This window comes from Actinacidiphila epipremni, from assembly GCF_012034175.1.
GTDB lineage: Bacteria > Actinomycetota > Actinomycetes > Streptomycetales > Streptomycetaceae > Actinacidiphila > Actinacidiphila epipremni.
Genome location: NZ_JAATEJ010000026.1, coordinates 1 through 19293 on the forward strand (window position 1 = coordinate 1; position 19293 = coordinate 19293).

Below are 19293 nucleotides of genomic sequence, written 5' to 3' on the forward strand. Positions count from 1 at the left end.
TATCCCCGGGTGATCCGGGGGTTGGTGTGGGTGTGTGGTGTGTGTTTCATGGTGTTTCGGTGGTCATAGCGTCAGGGAAACGCCCGGTTACATTCCGAACCCGGAAGCTAAGCCTTTCAGCGCCGATGGTACTGCAGGGGGGACCCTGTGGGAGAGTAGGACACCGCCGAACAAATATTGATGGAGGCCCCGGCCCCGAGAGTGATCTCGGAGCCGGGGCCTTTTTCGCGTTCCCCGACAGGTTTCCGGGCCGCGGTGTGTCTGTATCAGGGGAGACCCGGAGAAGACTGGACTCATGCGGTGAGGAGGGCCGGCGATGGCGGCCGAGACGGGGCAGGGCGGAAGTGGGACCGGCGGCGGTGAGGTGCTGGAGGCGGCGCGGGGTGGGGACGGGGAGGCGTTCCGGGAGCTGACGGAGCCGTATCGGCGGGAGTTGCAGCTGCACTGCTACCGCATCCTCGGGTCGTTGCAGGACGCGGAGGATCTGCTCCAGGAGACGTTGCTGGCCGCGTGGCGCGGGCTGGACGGTTTCCAGGGGCGGGCGTCGATGCGGACGTGGCTGTACCGGATCGCCACCAACCGCTGCCTGAACGCGCTGCGGGCGGGGGAGCGGCAGCGGCCACGGGAGGTGGGGGCGATGCCGGCGGGGTTGGCGTATCCGGAGCCGTCGCGGCGGCGGGCGGATCCGGCGTGGCTGGAGCCGTATCCGGAGGGGCTGATCGCGGATCTGCCGGACCGGGCGCCGGGGCCCGAGGCGCGGTACGAGACGCGGGAGGCGGTGTCGCTCGCCTTTGTCGTGGGGCTGCAGCAGCTCGGGCCGCGGCAGCGGGCGGTGCTGGTGCTGCGGGACGTGCTGGGCTTCCGGGCGGCGGAGGTCGCGGCGATGCTGGGCACCACGGACAATGCGGTGAACGTGGCCCTGCGGCGGGCGCGGGCGGCGCTGGCGGCGGAGTTGCCGGGGCAGGACCGGGAGCGGGCGCCGCTGCCGGGGTCGGCGCGGGAGCGGCGGGTGGTGGAGGCGTTCGCGCGGGCCTTCGAGGCCGGGGACGTGGCCGCGGTGGTCGCTCTGCTCACCGAGGACGCGCGGCTGACGATGCCGCCGCGGGAGCTGGAGTACGAGGGGTACGGGCCGGTGGCCGAGTTCCTGCGGGCGGTCGTCTTCCGGGAGGGGCTGGGGTACGTCCTGCGGCCGTTGCGGGCGAACGGGCAGCCGGCGTTCGCGCTCTACCGGCGGGACGCCGGGTCGCCGATCGCGCATGGGCACGGGGTGATGGTGCTGGCGCTGGAGGGCGACCGGGTCGCGGCGATGACCAGGTTCGTCGACAACGGGCTGCTCGCGGAGTTCGGGCTGTCCCGGTCGCTGCGCGGGCGGTAGCCGGCCGTCCCGGGGGGCGGGGGCCCGCCGCGGGTCAGGCGCGGCGGGTCTGCTCGACCAGGGTGGAGGTCGCGCGGTCGAGCAGGTCGACCAGGGCGGCGTGCTCGGCCGGGCTGAAGGCGGCGGCGAGCTGCCGCTCCAGGACGTTGACCTCGCCGTACGCGCGGTCCAGGAGGCCGGTGCCGGTCGGGGTGAGGCGGGCGATCAGCACCTTTGCGTGGACGGGGGAGGGGTCGCGGCGGATGAGGTCCTTGCCCTGGAGGGTGGTGAGGACGGTGGCCATGGACTGCTGGGTGACGCCGCAGGCGCGGGCGAGCTGGGCGCCGGACATGCCGTCCTCGCGGGAGAGAGCGAGCAGGACGGTGTACTGCGTCATGGTCAGGCCGTAGCCGCGCAGGACGGCTTCGTGGTGGGCCATGAGGGCCTGTTCCGCGCGGCGGATGCGGGTGCACAGGTGCTCTTCGACGGGGACGTCGATCGCGCCGGGTGCGTCGGTCATGGCGGGCACGCCTCTCATGGGTTCACATGTTCCTGAGTTGACTCAGGTAGTTGATACTGCTTGGATCGGTGCTGCCTGAGGAGTCTCAGGATACTGAGTCAACGCAAGGAGCTGGGGTCATGAAGGCTGTCGTGCTCGACGACGCGGGGACGTACCGACTCGACGACGTACCGGAGCCGATGCCGGGGCCGGGGGAGGTGGCGATACGGGTCGCGTACGCGGGGGTGCAGTGGGGGGACGTGCTGCTGCGGGACGGGCACTTCCCGGTGCCGCGGCCGTTCGTGGTGGGGTTCGAGGCGGCGGGGCGGATCGTCGCCGTGGGGGAGGGGGTCCCGGCCGGGCGGATCGGGGAGGAGGTCGTGGCGCTCGTCGACGGCGGGGCCTGCGCGGAGGTCGTCGTGGCGCGGGAGGTGCTGGCGCTCGGCGTCGGGGCGGCGGCGCTGCGGGACGCGGCGGCGCTGGGGTGGGCGGGGCCCACCGCGTACGACCTGGTCGAGCAGGTGGGGCGGATACGGCCGGGGGAGCGGGTGCTCGTGCATGCCGCGGCCGGCGGGGTGGGCACGCTCGCCGTGCAGTTCGCCCGGGCGGCGGGGGCGGGGGAGGTCGTGGGGGTGGCGCACGGGCCCGAGCGGGCCGCGTACGCGAGGTCTTTCGGGTACGACCGGGTCGTGGAGCGGGAGGGTTTTCCGGCGGGGGTGGGGGAGGGGCTCTTCGACGTGGTCCTCGATCCGGTGGGGGGTGCGGTGCGGGTGGCGAGCTTGGGGCTGGTCGCGCCGCATGGGCGGTTGGTGATGTACGGGAACATCGCGAGCTTTGACTCCGTGGGGTTCTCGGCGAATGAGCTTTTGGCGCGGGGGGTTTCGGCGGTGACGTACAACGGGAGTTTGCTGGCGCGGACGGATCCGGGGCGGTTGGCCGCGAGTGCGCGGCGCGTGCTTGAGGGGGTGGGCCAGGGTGGGGTGCGGGTGGGGGTTGCGGGCGAGCTCGCGCTCGATGAGGTGGGGGAGGCCGTCGCCGCGCTTGCGGCTGGCGCCGCAGGCCCTGGCAAGGTGCTGCTCAAGGTGGCTTGACCCCAGCCCTCCGGGCTGCCCCGTTCTGCCCGGTCGGGACCTTCCGCCGCCCGTGGCTGGTCGCGCAGTTCCCCGCGCCCCTGAAATGCCGGCTCCGGGCGTTGGTCTTCAGCCCCGGCGGGGCTGGGCAAGTCCCTCCGGGCTGCCTCGTTCTGTCGTCTCGGGATCGTCTGTCGGCTGTGGCTGGTCGCGCAGTTCCCCGCGCCCCTGAAATGCCGGCTCCGGGCGTTGGTCTTCGGCCCCGGCCCCCGGGGGGAGCCCCTACGCAGTAGGTAGGCGGCGGACGCTGTTGCGGAGGACGGTGTGGGTGCCCAGGAGGTGGCGGGATTGGGTGGGGGAGCGGGGGGTGGCGGATTCTTCGGTCAGGGCGAGGCGGACGGCTTCGCGGCCGAGTTCGTAGGCGGGGATGTTGACGGTGGTCAGCGGGGGGTTGAGGTCCTGGGCGAGGCCGTCGTTGTTGTAGCCGACGACGGAGATGTCCTCCGGGGTGCGCAGGCCGAACTCGCGCATCGCGGCCATCGCGCCGGCGGCGGCCTGGTCGTCGCCGGCGAAGACCGCGGTGAACGGGGGGCGGCCGTCGCATTCGGCGAGGATGCGGCGCATGTTGGCGTAGCCGTGGGCGCGGCCGAGGCCGGTGCCGGCGACGCGTTCTGCGGAGGGCGGGAGGCCGTGGTCGGCCAGGGCGCGGCGGTAGCCGGTGATGCGGGGCTCGACGGTGGTGTGGCCGGGCATCGTGCCGAGGTAGAGGATGTCGCGGTGGCCGGCCCCCAGCAGGTGGCTGACCACGGCGTACGCGCCGGCCTCGTTGTCGTACTCGACGACGAGGACGGGCATGTCGGTGCTGGGGGCGGGCCGGCCGCACAGGACCAGGCGGGAGCCGGCGGCGGCCAGGCCGTGGGCGTATTCGCCGAGCCGGGCCTGGTAGCGCTCGTCCTCGACGGCGCCGCCGACCAGGACGACGAACTCGCAGCGCTGCTCGCGCATCATCTGGACCAGGGCGAGCTCGCGGGCCTCGTCGCCGCCGTGGCTGCACACCATGCACAGCCGGCCGCGGGCGGCGGCCTCCTGCTCGACGCCCTGGGCGACGGTGGCGTAGAAGGCGCTGTCGACGGAGGAGACGATGACGGCGATGGTCTTGGGGCCGGTGCCGGCCAGGGCGCGGGCGCGGCCGTCGATGACGTAGTCGAGGTCCTTGACGGCCCGCAGCACCTTGGCGCGGGCGGCGGCGGACGTGGGGTAGTTGCCGGCGAGCACGCGCGAGACGGTGGCGACCGAGACGCCCGCGCGGTCGGCGACGTCGCGGATCGTGACGCGGCGCGTGGGGCCGCCGGACGTCGTGCCGGCGCCCGGCACTGGTGAGGTCTCCGCCATCTCCGCCATCCGCTGTTGCCGGCGAGCCGGTCGCCCGTGCCGGTGGTCCGTCGTTGCGGCCAGGCGCCGCCGCCCCAGCGTAATGGGCCGGGTGCGGCGGCGCGGGGCCGGTGCGCAGGGTCGGTGCGCACCTGTGAGGCGCCTGTGCGGGCCCGCGGGTGTTCGCGGGTCCGCGGGGGCGCCCGTCGGTGGGGGCGCCGGCCGGGGCAGGCGCGGGGTCAGTGGTTGGCGGCGTAGTCCTTCGCGTAGTCCTCGGCGATCTGGTCCAGGCCCTGGTCGCGCATCTTCTTGACGGTGTCGTCCCATGCGCTGAGCGGCTTGCGGCCGGCGACGATGGAGCCGATGGTGTCGGTGCGCAGGGTGTCGATGGCGGCGCCGACCCGGCTGGCGGTCGCGGACTGCAGGCCGAAGCGCGGGTTGGGCACCAGCATCGGGGCGACCTTGAGCTGCCAGGTGTGGTTGCGCTGGACGACGTCGGGGCGGCCGGGGATGTAGAGGACCTGCGGGGCGTCGCACAGGTACTTGACGGGCAGCTGCACCGGGTTCTCGACCAGGCCCAGCTCGGTGGGGATGGGCGAGCCGTCCTTGTCGCGGGTGAAGTGCGTGCCCTCGACGCCGAAGTGGTTGAGCTCGTACTCCTTGGTGCCGAACGGCGAGGCCAGGTAGTCCAGGACGCGCAGGATGAGCTTGACGCGGTCCGGCGTGGTCTTCTTCAGCACGGTGTAGCCCCAGGCGCCCTTGGCGCGCTGCATGCCGGGCTTGGCGCCGTTGGCCGGCTTGTACGGCACGGCGGCGTCCAGGACGAAGGCGTCCTTGATGCTGGGCACGGACGTGCTCAGGGCGCCGAAGCCGTCGACCATGGAGCCGACGGTGCCGTTGTAGAAGAACGTCTTGCAGTCCACGGTGGAGGTGCCGAGCACGTTGGGGTTGTAGAGCCCGGCCTGCCGCAGCTTGCTCATGTACTCGATGGAGGCGCGGTATTCGTCGGTGGTGTACGCGCTGACGAAGGCGCCGCCGTCGAGCTTCCACTCCTGCGGGGCGCCCCACGCCATGGAGTGCATGGTCTCGCCGAACAGCAGCGGCGCCGACGAGCCGAGGCCGTACTTCTTGTCGTGCGTGGCGGCCTTGGCGACCTCCAGGAAGTCGTCGGAGGTCCAGCCGTCCTTCATGCCGGCGGCGGTGAAGACGTCGTTGTTGATCCACAGGCAGTTGCCGGGCGCCGAGCGCTGCACGGGTACGCCCCACAGCCGGCCGCCGATGTGGCCCATGTCCTGCCAGACGTACGTGGGCAGGTTCGCCAGGTTCGGGTACGCCTTGATGGCGTCGCCGGTGAGGTGGTCGGACAGGTCCGCGCACTTGGAGACGACGAAGTCGGCCTCGCGGGGCAGGGTGTGGCCGCCGCCGAAGTTGATGACGTCCGGCAGGTCGTTGCCGGCCATCATGGTGGCCATCTTCGTCATGTAGTCGGAGTCGGGGACGACGGTGAATTCGAGGTTCACCCCGAGCGCCTCGTTGATCGCCGTCCAGAACTTGTTCTGGCCCGCGGGCTTGGGCGGGGTGCCGTAGGTGATCGTCATCACCTTGATCGTCTCGCCCTTGCCGGGCTTGTCGTGCACGGCGGTGGCGAGGTCCTTGGGATACGTCAGGTAGCCGGGCTGTATGCCGTCGGCGGTGCCGGGCAGGTCGGGGGCGGGGCCGGGGAAGGGCACGTAGGTGGGCCACGGCACGAGCTTCTTGCCGACGTTGCCGACGTCGTGCTTCTTGGCCGAGGTGGAGCAGGCGGCGAGAACGGACGGCGCGGCCACGGCGGCGCCGCTTGCGGCGATCGAGCGCAGGAGGGAGCGCCGCGAGAACGACGGGGTACTCACGGGAGGTCCTTTCGTCAGGTTTTTTCGCTAGCTCTTGATGGCGCCGGTGAGCACGCCCTTGGTGAAGTACTTCTGCAGGAAGGGGTAGACGACGAGGATCGGCACGGTGGCCACCACCAGCACCGCCATCTGGATCGTCTGCGGCGCGGCGACCTGGCTGGCGTCGCCCACGCCGGTGTCGGCGAGCTGCGCGCCGCCGACGACGTACGTGCGCAGCACCTGCTGGAGCGGCCACTTGTCCGACTCCAGGTAGATCGAGGCGTAGAACCAGGCGTTCCAGTACGAGACCGCGTAGAACAGCCCGACCACCGCGAGCGCGGCCTTCGACAGCGGCAGCACGATGCGGCGCAGGATGAGCCATTCGCCGGCGCCGTCGAGGCGGGCGGCCTCGTACAGCTCGTCGGGCAGCGACTGGAAGAAGCCGCGCAGCACCACCAGGTTGAAGACGTTGATGAGGACGGGGGCGACCAGCGAGCCATAGCTGTTGAGCAGGTGCAGGCCCTTGACCAGGAGGAACGCCGGGATCATGCCGGGCGGGAAGAGGAAGGTGAAGAGGATCAGCAGCAGGACCGGCTTGCCGCCGAACACGTCGCGGCGGCTGAGGGCGTAGGCCAGGCCGATGGTGCAGGCCATGCTGATCGCGGTGCCGACGACGGTGATGCCGGCGCTGACCCACAGCGCGTGGGTGACGATGCCGCCGTCGAACAGCTCGTGGTAGGCGCGCAGCGTCGGGTGCTGCGGCCACAGCACCCAGCCGCCGTTGGCGACGACCTCGTCGGTGGAGGCGAGGCTGGTGGCGACGATGATCAGGAACGGCACGGTGACCAGCAGCACCACCGCGACCAGGGCGATCGCCTTGGCGGTCTGCGTGATCGGCCTCGGGCGCTCCATCCACGCCGGGCGGTTGGTCCTGCGCGGCCGGCCGGCGGATCCGGCGGTCCGGCGCAGGCCCTGGGTGAGGCTGCTCACTGGTAGACCCCCTGTTCACCGAGGCGATGCGCGATCTTGTTCGCGGCAAAGACGAGTGCGGCGCCGACGACGCCCTTGAACAGGCCGGCCGCGGCGGCGTATCCGTAGTCGCCGCCGACCAGGCCCTTGTAGTAGACGAAGGTGTCGATGATCTCGGCGGCGTCCGGGCCGACCGAGGAGCGCTGCAGCAGCATCTGCTCGAAGCCGACGGACAGGATGTCGCCGAGCCGCATGATGAGCATCAAGATGATGATCGGCCGGACGGCGGGCAGCGTGACGTGCCAGAACCGCCGCCACGGGCCGGCGCCGTCGATCGCGGCGGCCTCGTACTGCTGCTCCTCGACCTGGGTGAGGGCGGCCAGGAAGATGATCGTGCCCCAGCCGCAGTCCTTCCAGATGACCTGGGCGATCACCAGCGGCTTGAACGCGGTGGGGTTGCCGATGATGTTCACGGTGTGCAGATGGGCGTCGCCCAGCACGTTGTTGAGCAGGCCGGTCTCGCCGAGCACCTGCTGGAAGATCGCCACGACGATGACCCAGGACAGGAAGTGCGGCAGGTACGCCACCGACTGCACGAAGCGGCGCACGCTGTCCCTGGTCAGGCTGTGCAGCAGCAGGGCGAGCGCGATCGGCACGGGGAAGAAGAACACCAGCTGGAGCAGCGCGATCACGACGGTGTTGACCAGGGCGTGCCAGAAGTCCGGGTCGCCGAACATGGTCTGGAAGTTGCCGAAGCCGACCCATGCGCTGGCCCACAGGCCGTCGAAGGGGACGTAGTCCTTGAACGCGATGACGTTGCCCGCCAGCGCTCCGTAGTGGAAGACCAGGAAATACAGCACGCCGGGCGCCATGAGCACCAGCAGTGCCGCGTCCCTGCGGAGCCGTTTGAGGCGTGTTCCGCGCCCCTTCCGACCGGCCCGTCGGTCTGCGCCGGACGCACCTGCCGCCCCTGCGCGGCCGGTGGCGTCCCGTTCGGCTATCGCCATTGCGTCCTCCTCGACGCCTAAGGTGGGACGGAACCTAAACCGGTTACTACGGCAGGGTCAACCCCTCTGTGCCGGACAGCGTTGACCCGAGGGGGGTGCGGACCTAGGCTGGATGCATCAGGAAGTAACCGATTACACGATTGAGGGCAGACATGGCGGAACGGCCGAAGCTCGTACTGGCGATGCGGCGCGACATCGTGGACCTGGTCCTGCCGCCCGCGCTGCGCGCCCGGCTCGACACGCTCGCCGACGTCCATCCGCTGCTGGTCACCGACGCCTCGGACCCGGCCGCCGACGCGGCCTTCGCCGACGCCGAGATCCTGCTCACCGGGTGGGGCGCGCCCGAGGTCGACGCCGCGCTGCTGGCCCGGCTGCCCAAGCTCGGGGCGGTCGTGCACGCCGCCGGGACCGTCAAGCACCATGTGCACCCGGTGGTGTGGGAGCGCGGCATCGGCGTGTCGTCGGCCGCCGACGCCAACGCCGGGCCCGTCGTGGACTTCACGATGGCCACGATCGTGCTCGCCGCCCGCCGCACCCTCGGCGCCGCCGCCGACTACCACCGCGGGGTGCAGCCCAGCTACCCCGAACGGCGGGGCGCGGACGGCGCCGTCGTCGGCGTCATCGGGGCCTCCCGCATCGGGCGGGGGGTGCTGGCCCGGCTGGCGTCGGCCGCCGCGGACTTCGAGGTGCTGCTCGCCGACCCGTACGTCTCGGCGGACGAGGCCGCGCGGCTGGGGGCGCGGCTGGTGGACCTCGACGAGCTGTGCGCCGGCTCCCACATCGTGACCGTGCACGCCCCGGACCTGCCCGAGACCAGGCACCTGCTCGACGCCCGGCGGCTGGGGCTGCTGCGGGACGGGGCCGCGGTCGTCAACACCGCCCGGGGGCGGCTGGTCGACACCGAGGCGCTGGCCCGCGCGTGCGAGACGGGCCGGCTCGACGCGTATCTCGACGTCACCGACCCCGAGCCGCTGCCCGAGGGGCATGTGCTGCACCGGCTGCGCAATGTGCTGCTGACCCCGCACATTGCCGGGTGCCAGGGCACGGAGGTCGCCCGGCTCGGGGCGTACGCGGTGGACGAGGTGGCGCGGTTCGCCGCGGGGCAGCCGCTGCTGGGGGCCGTACGGGTGGAGGACCTGGCGCGTATTGCGTAGCCGCCGGCTTTCCGGCGCCTATGGCGCAGGGTTTCGCTGCCCTGCACCTATTGCGCAGGGGTGCCTTTCCCGGCGCCCATGGCCGAGCCGATGGCCCGCGGCTCAGCGCGGCGCGTGCGGGCGGTGCTTGAGCAGGGCCGCGAAGCCCGCGCCGGCCAGCCGGGTGCGCAGGTCCGCCTCGGACCGGCCCAGGGCCTCGGCGGCGCGGGGCAGGGACCAGTCGTGGGCCGCGAGGGTCGACAGCAGGTGGCCGCGGCGGGTCTGGGCCTCCGACAGCCGGAACGTCTTGAGGTAGGCCAGCCGCCCGTCGGCGGTGGTGATGGCCTCGCCGACGTGGTTCTCGGTGCGCGGCCGGAAGGCCGGCAGGAAGCGCAGCAGGGTGAAGTCGCCCGCGCGGTGGACGGTGCGCGCCGCATACGCCGGGGCGAGCAGGCCCGCGGCCATCGTGCCGGCGTGGAAGTCGGCCCAGGCGGCGCGCTGCCCGGCGAGCGCCGCCCGCAGGTCGGCGGTGGAGGACACGGCGGCGGCATCCAGCCGCGGCACGAAGTCCGGCACGGGCGCGCTCAGCAGGGCGTAGTGGTGGACGAGTTCGCCGTACAGGTCGTGCACGAGCGTCGCGTGCAGGGCCCGGTAGTCGTCGGGGTGCGGGACGGCGAAGGCCGCGGTGAGGGCGTCGGCGGTGTAGAGGAGCAGCCCGCACTGGCCCGGGTGGATCTCGAAGACCCGCAGCGCGTCGCCGAGGCCCTGCACCTCCAGGCCCGCGTACGCCTCCTCCACGCGCGGGGACAGGCCGCGCCGCAGCGCCCGCTGCGACCACTCCTCCCACGCGACGGCCGGCCCGCCGAAGTGCAGTGCCAGATAGCCCTCCAGCGCCAGGTGCAGCGGCAGGAAGCGCAGCCGGCGGCGGCCCTGCCGGCGGGCCATCCGGCGGTGCACCCGCACCGGCACCGCCTCGACGGGCACGCGGGCGGAGGTGGACGCGGCGGCCTGCTCGCCGCGCAGCTGGGTGCCGTACGCGGCGGCGTCCCCGGCGCCGCTCCAGTCGGCGACGAAGCCGTGCGGGATGTACGAGGTGTAGACGGTGTGCGGCGCGACGTCCACGACGCCGTACCCCTCGCCGTACTGCTCACGGTGCAGCCGCAGGCCCGGCACGGGGGCGTCGCGGACCAGCGGCACCAGGCGTATCCCGCCCCAGACCTGGGCCGGCGCGGTGCGCAGCCCCGCGAGGTCGAGGCGCAGCTCGGCGGCGGCGGTCACGGGGCGGCGCCTTCCTCGGGTACGGGGGCCAGGAACGCCGCGACCCGGGCGTCGAGGTGGGCCCGCAGCTCGGGCAGGCCCGTGCGGCCGGCGGCGAACCGGGCCAGGCCGGTCAGCACGGGCAGGTCCTCCGCGTCGCGGATGCCGGCCGTGGGGACGGTGGGGGACAGGCGGCGGACGGTGAAGGTGTCCGCGTCGTAGACCGGGTTGAGGTGGACCACCGAGACCCGGCCGTGCGGGTCGAGGCGCTCGTGCCAGACCCGCAGCACCTCCGCCGCCATGCCCGGCGGGGCGTTGTCCCAGCCGTCCGAGACGATGACCAGCCGGTCCGGCCGCGGCTCCAGCGCGTCCAGCACCCGCTCGCCCAGCGGCGTCGCCCCGTGCGGCACGGCCGGCAGCGCGTCCCGGCGGCCCGAGGTCCAGTACGGGGCGTAGGCCGCGCCGAGTTCGGCCAGCAGGAAGTGCGCGGCCAGCGCCACGGCCAGCGGGCGGCGGCGCTTGTGGCCGGAGGCGTAGGCGGAGAAGCTGTCGTCCAGCACCGCCGCCACCCGCCCCCACGTCCCCGCCTCGGGCCCGGCGGCCCGCCGGGCGGCGGCGCGCAGCGCGGCGGTCAGCTCGGCGCGGCGGGCGGCCCGGTCGGGCAGCGGCAGGCCCAGGACGTACGAGGCCAGCCGGGTCAGCGGCATCGCCGTGAGGTCGGCGCGCACCGCGGCGGCGCCCTCGCGGCGGGCGGACTCCTGGAGCCGCAGCCGCTCCCCGCGGGTCATGCGCGGCGCGATCCGCTCCAGGAAGGCGGCCCGCGCGATGCCGTGCCGGGCCGCGAAGCCCTCGGCGACGGTGAACGGCAGCTCGTGGACGGCGCCCTGCTCGTAATGTGCGCGGCGCCAGGTGTCCAGCAGCGGCGCGGTGTAGCGGGCGCGGGCCCGCGGGCGGAACAGGAAGTCGCCCAACTCGGCGCTGGGCGGCGGCAGATGGGCGTGCCGCAGCGCGGTCTTCAGGCCCGTGCGGTACTTGACGGCGTCCAGCGCGAGGTCGGGCCGGGCGGCCAGCCAGTCGCGGACGATCGCCCGGGTGCGGCGGTTGTTGACCTTCGCCTCGCGCAGCGCCGCGACGAGCGCGTAGCCGCGCTGCGGCGGCAGCAGCGCGAACCGCCGGGCGATGAGCCGGCCTTCGAGGTGCCGCTGCCGCGGGGTCGCCTCGCCGGCGGTGGCGAGCAGGCCGTGGATGACCAGGGCCGCGTTGTGGTCGTTGATGCCGAGCGCGAGCACGGCGGCGTACAGGTCGCGGTAGTTGCCGAGCATGTAGGCGTGCAAGAAGTCCAGCGACATGCGCTGCTCGGCCGCGCCGCCGTGGAATTCGCGCTGCGCGGTCGCGGTGATCGCGGCATTGGCGAACAGCAGCACGTCCTCGGCGGCGACCAGTCCCTCGGCGGGCATCGGCGGACTCCCAACGCGCGGGCAACGGTGCGGGGGTTGCCGACCGGGGAGTGAGGGCGCGAGCTGCGAATCATTGCTTCAGAGGCAGGTTCCGGAAGTCGCGACGAAGTCCCGCGGTCGGCCCTGGCACGGTAACAGGCCCGCCGGGGAGCGCTCCTGGGGTTTTACGTGCCAGGTGGGCGCCCGGCCAGGGAAAGGCGCCCGGCGCACGCCCGGCCCGGCGCATGCGCGGCTCAGCGCACGCCCGGCCCGGCGCATGCGCGGCTCAGCGGAGCCGGATCGCGTCGCGCACGCTCGCCGCGGCCTCGCCGTCCAGGGCCAGCCGCAGGTCGGCGTCCTGCCACAGCGGGGCCTGCCAGCGGGCGGTGGCCTGCTCGGGGGAGCGCAGCACCGCGAGGGTGGGCAGGCCCGCGGTGGTGCCCTCGGCGAGCAGCGCGGGCAGGTCCGGGACCGGGGCGAGGGCGGCGACGTCGTCGAGGACGAAGGTCAGTGGTGGGTCGAGCCGGCCGGCGGGTGACCCTGCGGCCATGCGCCGGCCGTGCTCGACCACGCTGGAGACGAGTGCGGTGAGCAGGGGCATCGCACCCAGGTGGGAACGCGGGTCCTCGATCCGTTCGCCCACCACGTAGAGCGTTCCCAGTTCCGCGGCCCACGACTCCACGTCCAGGCCGCCGGTACGGGACGGATTGCACGCGTCGCGGATGTGCACGGAGTTCAGCGGCGCCAGGATCTGCCGGATCAGCGCCTGCGCGGCGTCCCGCCGGTCGGGGTGCGCGTGCAGCACCGACTCCAGCTCGCCGCTCCACCCGGACGCCGCGCCCGTGTCGCTGCGCAGGATACGGACCGCGTCGGCCGCCGCCGCGCCGCCCGCCGCCCAGCGGTGCACCTGCCGGAAGGGCCGGCCGTCGACCGCCGCCGCGTGCAGCCAGCAGCGCAGCAGCGTGACCGCGGTGCTGTGCACGATCGCCTCGTCGGCCCGCGCGGTCCGCAGCGGCGCCAGCAGCGCCGCCGCCCTGGTCCCGGCGGTCGCCGGCCGCTCGCACCCGCCGTGCGGCGCCCACCGCAGCCGGCCGGGCACGTCCAGCAGATGCGCCGGGTCGTACACATGGACCGGGCCGAGCTTGCTGCGGTTGCCGACCGTCTGGTGGTACGTGTCCGGGTCCGCGGTGGTCACCAGCACCGGGCCCGCCGCGGCCAGCACCGCCGGCTGCACGACCCGCTTGGCCTGGTCGCCGCGCGGCCCGGCGAACAGCGCGTACGTGCGGGTGACCTCGCCGCCGTCCAGCGCCGGCGGGCGCGCCTCGCGCGGGGCGGGCGGCGGGTCCTCGCCGACCGGCGGCAGCTCGGCGGTGACCGGGTCCGCGGGGCGCGGCGGCACGGCCTGCGGGACGGTGCGGAACCACGCGTCCAGGCCGTCGCCCTCCCCGCCCTTGCCCCGGCCGCCGTACGCACCCGCGCCGGCACCCGCACCCGCCGCCGTACCCGGCCCGTACCCGGCGTCGCCGCCCCTGCGGCGCGGCGCGGGCAGCGGCCCCGAAGCCCCCGGCCCCGAGGGCTCCTGCTCGGAAGGGTCCGGCCCGGACCCGGCCTGCGCGACCGGGGCCGGCGCCGCGCGGACCGGCCCGCGGCGGGCCCGCGCCCGCAGCCGCGCCAGGACGTTCAGCACCCACACCGCGACGGCGAACAGCACCATGAACTGCCCGATGAAGATGCCCCAGAACAGCCCGGGCCCCGGCAGCTCCGACGGCTTGGCGCCCGGCCACGCGCCGGGCAGGTCGTGCGGCTGCCCGATCAGGCCCCGCATCGCCCGCGGGGTGCGGGTGAAGTGCACGTCCGACGGCCACGCGCCGTGCGAGAGCAGGCCCGCGACGCCGGTCGCCGTCCACACCAGCACCGTGACGCCGAGCAGCAGCGCGATGATGCCGACGACCAGCCCGTCCGGCAGGCCGCCGCCCCCGCTCTGCTCGCGCCTCTGCGCCGCCACGGCCGGCCCCTCACGCCACCGCGTCGTCGGCCATATGCTTGGCGAGCGCGACCTGCGCGGCGGCGTGCGCCTCCGCCCGCGCCTCGGCCTCCGCCTCGGCCAGGTCGGCGGCGTGCTGCGAGGACGACTCGGTCATCGCCCGGTCGGTGAAGACCAGTGGCCGCTCGGCCTCGGTGATCAGGTGCTTGACCACCTGCACATTGCCGTTGACGTCCCACACCGCGATGCCCGGCGTGAGCGTCGGGATGATCTCCACCGCCCAGCGCGGCAGCCCCAGCACCCGCCCGGTCGCCCGCGCCTCGTCGGCCTTCTGGGCGTAGATGGTGCGGGTGGAGGCCATCTTCAGGATCGCCGCCGCCTCCTTGGCCGCGGCCCCGTCCACGACGTCCGACAGATGGTGCACGACCGCGACGAACGACAGGCCGAGCCGGCGGCCGAACTTCAGCAGCCGCTGGAAGAGCTGCGCCACGAACGGCGAGTTGATGATGTGCCAGGCTTCCTCGACCAGGAAGATCCGCTTCTTGCGGTCCGGCCTGATCCAGGTGTGCTCCAGCCACACCCCGACGATCGCCATCAGGATCGGCATCGCGATCGAGTTGCGGTCGATGTGGGAGAGGTCGAAGACGATCAGCGGCGAGTCCAGGTCGATACCGGCGCTCGTCGGCCCGTCGAACATCCCGCGCAGGTCGCCGTCCACCAGCCGGTCCAGCACCAGCGCCACGTCCAGGCCCCACGCCCGTACGTCGTCCAGGTCGACGTTCATCGCCTCGGCCGACTCCGGCATCGGGTGCCGCAGCCGCTCGACGATGTCGGTGAGGATCGGCTGGCGGTCCGTCACCGTCTCGGCCACATAGGCGTGCGCGACCTTCAGCGCGAAGCCGGACCGCTCGTCCAGGCCGCGGCCCATCGCCACCTCGATGATGGTCCGCAGCAGCGCCAGCTGCCCGGTCACGGTGATCGCCGGGTCCAGCGGGTTGAGCTTGATGCCGCCGTCCAGCGCCGCCATCGGGTCCAGCCGGATCGGGGTCAGGCCCATCGCCTGCGCGATGAGGTTCCACTCGCCGACGCCGTCCTCGCCCTGCGCGTCCAGCACCACCACCTGCCGGTCCCGGAACCGCAGCTGGCGCAGCACGTACGTCTTCTCCAGCGCCGACTTGCCGTTGCCGGACTCGCCCAGCACCAGCCAGTGCGGGGCCGGCAGCTGCTGGCCGTACAGCTGGAACGGGTCGTAGATGTAGCCCTTGCCGGAGTACACCTCCCGGCCGATGATCACCCCGGAGTCGCCCAGGCCCGGCGCCGCGGTCGGCAGGTAGACCGCCTGCGCCTGGCCCGTGGAGGTGCGCACCGGCAGCCGGGCCGTCTCGACCCGGCCGAACAGGAAGCTGGTGAACGCCTCGGTGAGCGCCGCGAGAGGGTCCAACATGGGCATGGCGACGGCCTCCTCATGAACCTCGTGACGGCGACTAGCGGCGGATGCCGGTAGCGAACGGCAACGTATTGACGAATGCCCGGTGGTGTTCACGATCGCACCATTCGAGCTTCAAATACGACTTACCGGCGGAAGCACGAATGGTGCGCTTGTCGCGCGCCAGCGCTTCCGGGGAGCGCGACGACACCGTGATGTACCCCACCAGGTTCACCCCCGCCGCGCCGCTGGCCAGGTCCTCGCCGCGCTGGTCGAGCCGGCCGTGGTGCGCCACGTCCCGCGGGTCGACCGTGCGGTTCATCTTCGCCGCCCGGCTGGCCTCGGCGTCGTCGTTGGTCTTCTCCGTCAGCATCCGCTCGATGGCCACGTCCGTCGGCTCCAGGTCCATCGTGACCGCGACCGTACGGATCACGTCCGGGGTGTGGACCAGCAGCGGCGCCAGGAAGTTCACGCCGACCGGGGTCAGCGGCCACTCCTTGATCCAGGCCGTCGAGTGGTGCCAGGGCGCGCGGGTCGCCGACTCGCGCGTCTTGGCCTGGAGGAACGTCGGCTCGGTCGCGTCGAGTTCGGCCGGCCAGGCGTTGCGGCGGGTCATCGCCTGGATGTGGTCGATCGGGTGGTCCGGGTCGTACATCGAGTGGATGAGCGACGCGAGCCGGGCCTGCCCCAGCGGCTGCCGCACCCGGATGTCGGCCTCGGCGAGCCGGGCGCAGATGTCGTTTAGCTCACGGGCCATCACCGCGGCGAGCCCGGCGTCCTTGTCGACCTTCCGGCCGCGCACCGAGGTGGCGCGCGCCAGCGCGTTGCCCTCGGCGGCCAGTTCGCGGGTGAAGTGCATGCACGCCACCAGGTAGGCGCGGTGCTGCTCCGAGGACGTCGAGACCATCGACTGCAACTGCTCGTAGGAGTCCTTCAGCCACCGCTCCGCCTCCGGGTCGCCGCGCATCGCGACGTCCTTGGCGTGCGCGTCGGGGTCGGCGGGCAGGGTGCGGGCCAGCATCTGCAGCCGGGTGACGAACCCGTCGCCGTTGGCCACGTGCTTGAGCAGCGTGCCGAAGCGTTCCACCAGGGCTTCCTGGTCCTCGCTGTCGCGCAGGCCCACGCCCGGGCCCTCGATCTCGATCGCCGCGGTGACCGTACGCCGGTCCACGTGCAGCAGCACCGCGATCTCGTCGGGGCCGAACGGCGCCGACAGCCAGCTGATCCGCCCGATCCCCGGCGGCGGCCCCACCTCGATCTCCCGCCCGTCGAGCATCGTGCCCGCCTCCTGCACGGTCGAGCGGTACGTGGGCGTGGTCCGCAGGGTGCGGCGGTAGGCGCGGTTGATCTCGAACCAGCGGTAGAACGTACGGCGCCGGTAGGGCAGGAAGACCGCGGCGAGCGCCAGCAGCGGCCAGCCGATCAGGCCGACGATACGCAGCAGCAGCACCGGCACGAGCAGCCCGTTGAGCATGCCGAGGCCCGCGCCGAGCACGATCAGCACGATCTCGCCGGTCTCCCGGTTCTTGCCCACGATCGCGTTGGGCCGGGCCTTGCCGATGAGATAGGTGCGGCGCGGCTGGGTGAAGGACTGGGTCGTCACCCGCGGTCACCTCCCTGCGATGAGCCGTTGTTCGGTCCCTGGTTCGGCCGGAAGGCACCGCCGAAGCCGCCCCCGCCACCGCCGCCGGCCGGTCGCGGCGGCGGGGCGGACGCCCCCCCGCCCTGGCCGCCGGTACGGGTGCTGTGCGCGGCCATGCCGCCCGCGACCGCGTTGGAGGGCTGCGGGCCGCCGCCCTGCGCCTGCTCCTGGGGGCCGCCGCGGGCGCTGTGCGTCTTGATGCCCTGCTTGACCAGCGCGGCCGGCGAGGAGATCACGGCCGCGGCGGGGCTCTGGCCGCTGGCCTTGCGGCTGTTGCGCAGATTCACCACGTCGTCGCCGAAGCCCGGCACGAAGCGGTAGATCATGACGCTCGCGAAGATCGCCAGCAGGATGATGGCCAGGCCCGAGACGACCGCGGAGAAGGCACCGGGCCCGTCGTCGGAGGACGACAGCGCGCCGGCCAGGCCGAGCACGACGACTATCACCGGCTTGACCAGGATCACCGCGATCATGATGCCCGCCCAGCGCCTGACGTGGTGCCACATGTTCTTGTCCACCAGGCCGGCGTAGACCGCGGTGCCGAGCATCGCGCCGACGTACAGCAGCGCCGCCCGGATGACCAGCTCCAGCCACAGCACGCCGGCGGCCAGCACCGACACCAGGGACACCACGATCAGCATGATCGGGCCGCCGCCGATGTCGGTGCCCTTGGTCAGGGCGGCGGAGAAGGAGCCGAAGAAGACCTCGGTGTCGGACTTCGTGCCCGACGAGACGACGTCGGTGACCGCGTCGGTCGCCGACACCACGGTGTAGAGGATCAGCGGGGTGAACGCGGAGGCCAGCACCGTCAGCCACAGGAAGCCCACGGCCTCGGTCAGCGCCTCGGTCATCGGCACCCCGCGCACCGCGCGCTTGGCGACCGCGAGCAGCCACAGGATGAGGGTGAGGATCGTGGAGGCGGCGAAGACGACGGCGTACTGGCGCAGGAAGGCGGTGTTGGTGAAGTCGACCTGGGTGGTCTTGGTCACCGCGGCGGAGAGCTTGTCGATCGTCCACGCGGCGGCGTTGCCGCAGCCCCTGGCGAGGGAGCTGAGCGGGTCGACGCTGTCGGTCGGGTCGACGCCCTTGGCGGGGGCGTTGGAGTCGCCCTTGGTGCAGTAGGCCTTGGCGGCGCTGATCAGGCCGTCGCACGCGTGGTTGGCCGTCGCCGACGGGTTCACGGTGGGCGTCGCCGTCGCGGGCAGCCCGGACAGCGGTGCCGTCGGCGTCGTGCTCGGGGTCGGGGTGTCGGCGAGGGCCGCGGGGGCGGCCATGGCGCTGATCGCGAGGACGGCGGCGGTCGTGAGGGACCGGCGCAGACGGCTACCTGGCATACGTGAACCCTCCGTAGTCCCGGACCGCGCCGGCGATTTCGTCGGCGGAGGCCGCCTGGTTGTCGGCGGCGACGGGGGCGGGGCCGTCCTTCTGGGAGGAGGAGCGGAGCTTCCAGTCGCCGTTCGTCCAGACGAGCTGCTCGGTGATGGTGAACCAGGCGGTCGCCACCGGCTTGGTCGAGCCGGTGCCGGCCAGGCCCACGAGGTCGGTGCACCACACCTCGACGGTGGTGGTGGAGGAGCTGCCGGAGCCGCCCGCGGTGACCTTGGTGCCGACCGGGACGGTGCGGGAGACGAAGGTGAGGCCGGCCGGGGCGGTGCCGTCGGCGTTCAGGCCGAGGTTCTTCAGGGCGTCGCCGGAGTAGGCGCCGTCCAGGTCCTTCTGCGCGCCCGCGGCGACCGAGGGGTCGTAGATCGCCTCGACGATGCCGTGCCGCCGGGCGGTGTCGAACATGTCGGCCGAGCCCAGCGCGACCGCGAAGTTGGCCGCCGCGGACTGCGCGCCCTGGCTGGTGTGGGCGAAGCCGGCGGGGATGCCGGCCGCGCCCTTGCCGGTGACCGGCTCGGTGCCGGTCGGGTCGGTCGGCGCGGCGTGGGCGCCGCTCTTGCCGCCCTGGGCCGTGGCGCCGACCGATGTGCCGCCGCTGCTGCCGCTGCCGGAAGCCGGGTCGCCGCCGCCGGACGACGGGTGGTCACCGCGGTTGGCGAAGGCCAGCGCGGCGATCAGCAGGACGACTATGCCCACCACCGTGACCAGGGCGCGGCGCGGCTGCGGGCGCCGGGTGCCGCCGTGCGTCCCGTGGCCCTCGGGCAGCCGGGTCCTGGTCGGGGGTCCGTCCTGGCCGAGGCTCATCGCGGGACCGCCCGTCGGGGCGCTGCGGGCGTGCGGGTGCCACGGTCGGGGCGGACGGCTCCGCTGCTTGGTCGAGTGGGCATCAGCACG

15 protein-coding genes and 1 rRNA gene are annotated in these 19293 nt (G+C 73.5%); 4 read left to right on the forward strand and 12 right to left on the reverse strand.

The window, feature by feature from the left end:
• Positions 1-55 precede the first annotated feature (55 nt).
• Positions 56-172, forward strand: a 5S ribosomal RNA gene (gene rrf, locus HCN08_RS26745).
• A gap of 144 nt (positions 173-316) precedes the next feature.
• The gene (locus HCN08_RS26750; protein WP_167985831.1) at positions 317-1375 is read left to right on the forward strand and encodes an RNA polymerase subunit sigma-70; all 1059 of its coding nucleotides are present in this window, start codon (positions 317-319) and stop codon (positions 1373-1375) included.
• A gap of 34 nt (positions 1376-1409) precedes the next feature.
• Here the strand turns inward: HCN08_RS26750 and HCN08_RS26755 are convergent, their stop codons facing one another.
• Positions 1410-1874, reverse strand: a complete 465-nt coding sequence (locus tag HCN08_RS26755; protein WP_167985832.1) for a MarR family winged helix-turn-helix transcriptional regulator — start codon at positions 1872-1874, stop codon at positions 1410-1412.
• Positions 1875-1993: 119 nt separating this feature from the next.
• On the opposite strand from HCN08_RS26755, the gene HCN08_RS26760 reads away from it, so the two are divergent.
• Positions 1994-2944 carry a quinone oxidoreductase family protein gene (locus HCN08_RS26760; RefSeq protein ID WP_167985833.1) on the forward strand — a complete coding sequence of 317 codons (951 nt, stop codon included), beginning with the start codon at positions 1994-1996 and terminating at the stop codon, positions 2942-2944.
• A 261-nt stretch (positions 2945-3205) separates the two neighbouring features.
• Here the strand turns inward: HCN08_RS26760 and HCN08_RS26765 are convergent, their stop codons facing one another.
• The 4 genes from HCN08_RS26765 to HCN08_RS26780 all read right to left on the reverse strand — a co-directional run bounded on the left by HCN08_RS26765 (position 3206) and on the right by HCN08_RS26780 (position 8003).
• On the reverse strand, positions 3206-4315 hold the full coding sequence (locus HCN08_RS26765; RefSeq protein WP_167985834.1) for a LacI family DNA-binding transcriptional regulator: 1110 nt from the start codon (positions 4313-4315) through the stop codon (positions 3206-3208).
• Between the two features lie 218 nt (positions 4316-4533).
• Positions 4534-6183, reverse strand: coding sequence for an extracellular solute-binding protein (locus HCN08_RS26770; RefSeq protein ID WP_322974695.1), 1650 nt, complete (start codon positions 6181-6183; stop codon positions 4534-4536).
• Between the two features lie 27 nt (positions 6184-6210).
• On the reverse strand, positions 6211-7074 hold the full coding sequence (locus HCN08_RS26775) for a carbohydrate ABC transporter permease (RefSeq protein ID WP_167985944.1): 864 nt from the start codon (positions 7072-7074) through the stop codon (positions 6211-6213).
• A 74-nt stretch (positions 7075-7148) separates the two neighbouring features.
• The gene (locus HCN08_RS26780) at positions 7149-8003 is read right to left on the reverse strand and encodes an ABC transporter permease (RefSeq protein WP_240970489.1); all 855 of its coding nucleotides are present in this window, start codon (positions 8001-8003) and stop codon (positions 7149-7151) included.
• Between the two features lie 287 nt (positions 8004-8290).
• Here HCN08_RS26780 and HCN08_RS26785 point away from each other — a divergent pair, with 287 nt between their 5' ends.
• Positions 8291-9292, forward strand: coding sequence for a hydroxyacid dehydrogenase (locus tag HCN08_RS26785; RefSeq protein WP_167985836.1), 1002 nt, complete (start codon positions 8291-8293; stop codon positions 9290-9292).
• Between the two features lie 102 nt (positions 9293-9394).
• Here HCN08_RS26785 and HCN08_RS26790 read toward each other — a convergent pair whose 3' ends face one another.
• The 7 genes from HCN08_RS26790 to HCN08_RS26820 form a co-directional block, all read right to left on the reverse strand.
• A complete protein-coding gene (locus HCN08_RS26790; RefSeq protein ID WP_322974696.1) occupies positions 9395-10549 on the reverse strand; it encodes an ARPP-2 domain-containing protein in 1155 nt (384 codons plus the stop codon).
• Entirely contained in the window at positions 10546-11985 is a 1440-nt protein-coding gene (locus HCN08_RS26795; protein ID WP_167985837.1) for a hypothetical protein, read from the reverse strand. Before HCN08_RS26795 ends, HCN08_RS26790 begins: the two co-directional genes overlap by 4 nt.
• Before the next feature lie 265 nt (positions 11986-12250).
• Positions 12251-13969: a type IV secretory system conjugative DNA transfer family protein gene (locus HCN08_RS26800; RefSeq protein WP_322974697.1), complete on the reverse strand. Its 1719-nt coding sequence runs from the start codon at positions 13967-13969 to the stop codon at positions 12251-12253.
• Between the two features lie 10 nt (positions 13970-13979).
• Entirely contained in the window at positions 13980-15392 is a 1413-nt protein-coding gene (locus HCN08_RS26805) for an ATP-binding protein (RefSeq protein WP_167985946.1), read from the reverse strand.
• 40 nt (positions 15393-15432) lie between these two features.
• Entirely contained in the window at positions 15433-16977 is a 1545-nt protein-coding gene (locus HCN08_RS26810) for an SCO6880 family protein (RefSeq protein WP_167985838.1), read from the reverse strand.
• Positions 16974-18350: a hypothetical protein gene (locus HCN08_RS26815; RefSeq protein ID WP_167985839.1), complete on the reverse strand. Its 1377-nt coding sequence runs from the start codon at positions 18348-18350 to the stop codon at positions 16974-16976. Before HCN08_RS26815 ends, HCN08_RS26810 begins: the two co-directional genes overlap by 4 nt.
• Positions 18340-19203 carry a hypothetical protein gene (locus HCN08_RS26820; protein ID WP_167985840.1) on the reverse strand — a complete coding sequence of 288 codons (864 nt, stop codon included), beginning with the start codon at positions 19201-19203 and terminating at the stop codon, positions 18340-18342. The genes HCN08_RS26815 and HCN08_RS26820 overlap by 11 nt, the downstream gene beginning before the upstream one ends.
• Between the last annotated feature and the right edge of the window lie 90 nt (positions 19204-19293).

Bases quoted from the DNA above. Each gene is read 5' to 3' on its own strand.
- HCN08_RS26815 (WP_167985839.1), bottom strand. From the start codon at position 18,350: ATGCCAGGTAGCCGTCTGCGCCGGTCCCTCACGACCGCCGCCGTCCTC.
- HCN08_RS26775 (WP_167985944.1), bottom strand. From the start codon at position 7,074: ATGGAGCGCCCGAGGCCGATCACGCAGACCGCCAAGGCGATCGCCCTG.
- HCN08_RS26785 (WP_167985836.1), top strand. From the start codon at position 8,291: ATGGCGGAACGGCCGAAGCTCGTACTGGCGATGCGGCGCGACATCGTG.
- HCN08_RS26760 (WP_167985833.1), top strand. From the start codon at position 1,994: ATGAAGGCTGTCGTGCTCGACGACGCGGGGACGTACCGACTCGACGAC.
- HCN08_RS26820 (WP_167985840.1), bottom strand. From the start codon at position 19,203: ATGAGCCTCGGCCAGGACGGACCCCCGACCAGGACCCGGCTGCCCGAG.
- HCN08_RS26755 (WP_167985832.1), bottom strand. From the start codon at position 1,874: ATGACCGACGCACCCGGCGCGATCGACGTCCCCGTCGAAGAGCACCTG.
- HCN08_RS26765 (WP_167985834.1), bottom strand. From the start codon at position 4,315: ATGGCGGAGACCTCACCAGTGCCGGGCGCCGGCACGACGTCCGGCGGC.
- HCN08_RS26750 (WP_167985831.1), top strand. From the start codon at position 317: ATGGCGGCCGAGACGGGGCAGGGCGGAAGTGGGACCGGCGGCGGTGAG.
- HCN08_RS26795 (WP_167985837.1), bottom strand. From the start codon at position 11,985: ATGCCCGCCGAGGGACTGGTCGCCGCCGAGGACGTGCTGCTGTTCGCC.
- HCN08_RS26780 (WP_240970489.1), bottom strand. From the start codon at position 8,003: ATGGCGCCCGGCGTGCTGTATTTCCTGGTCTTCCACTACGGAGCGCTG.
- HCN08_RS26805 (WP_167985946.1), bottom strand. From the start codon at position 15,392: ATGTTGGACCCTCTCGCGGCGCTCACCGAGGCGTTCACCAGCTTCCTG.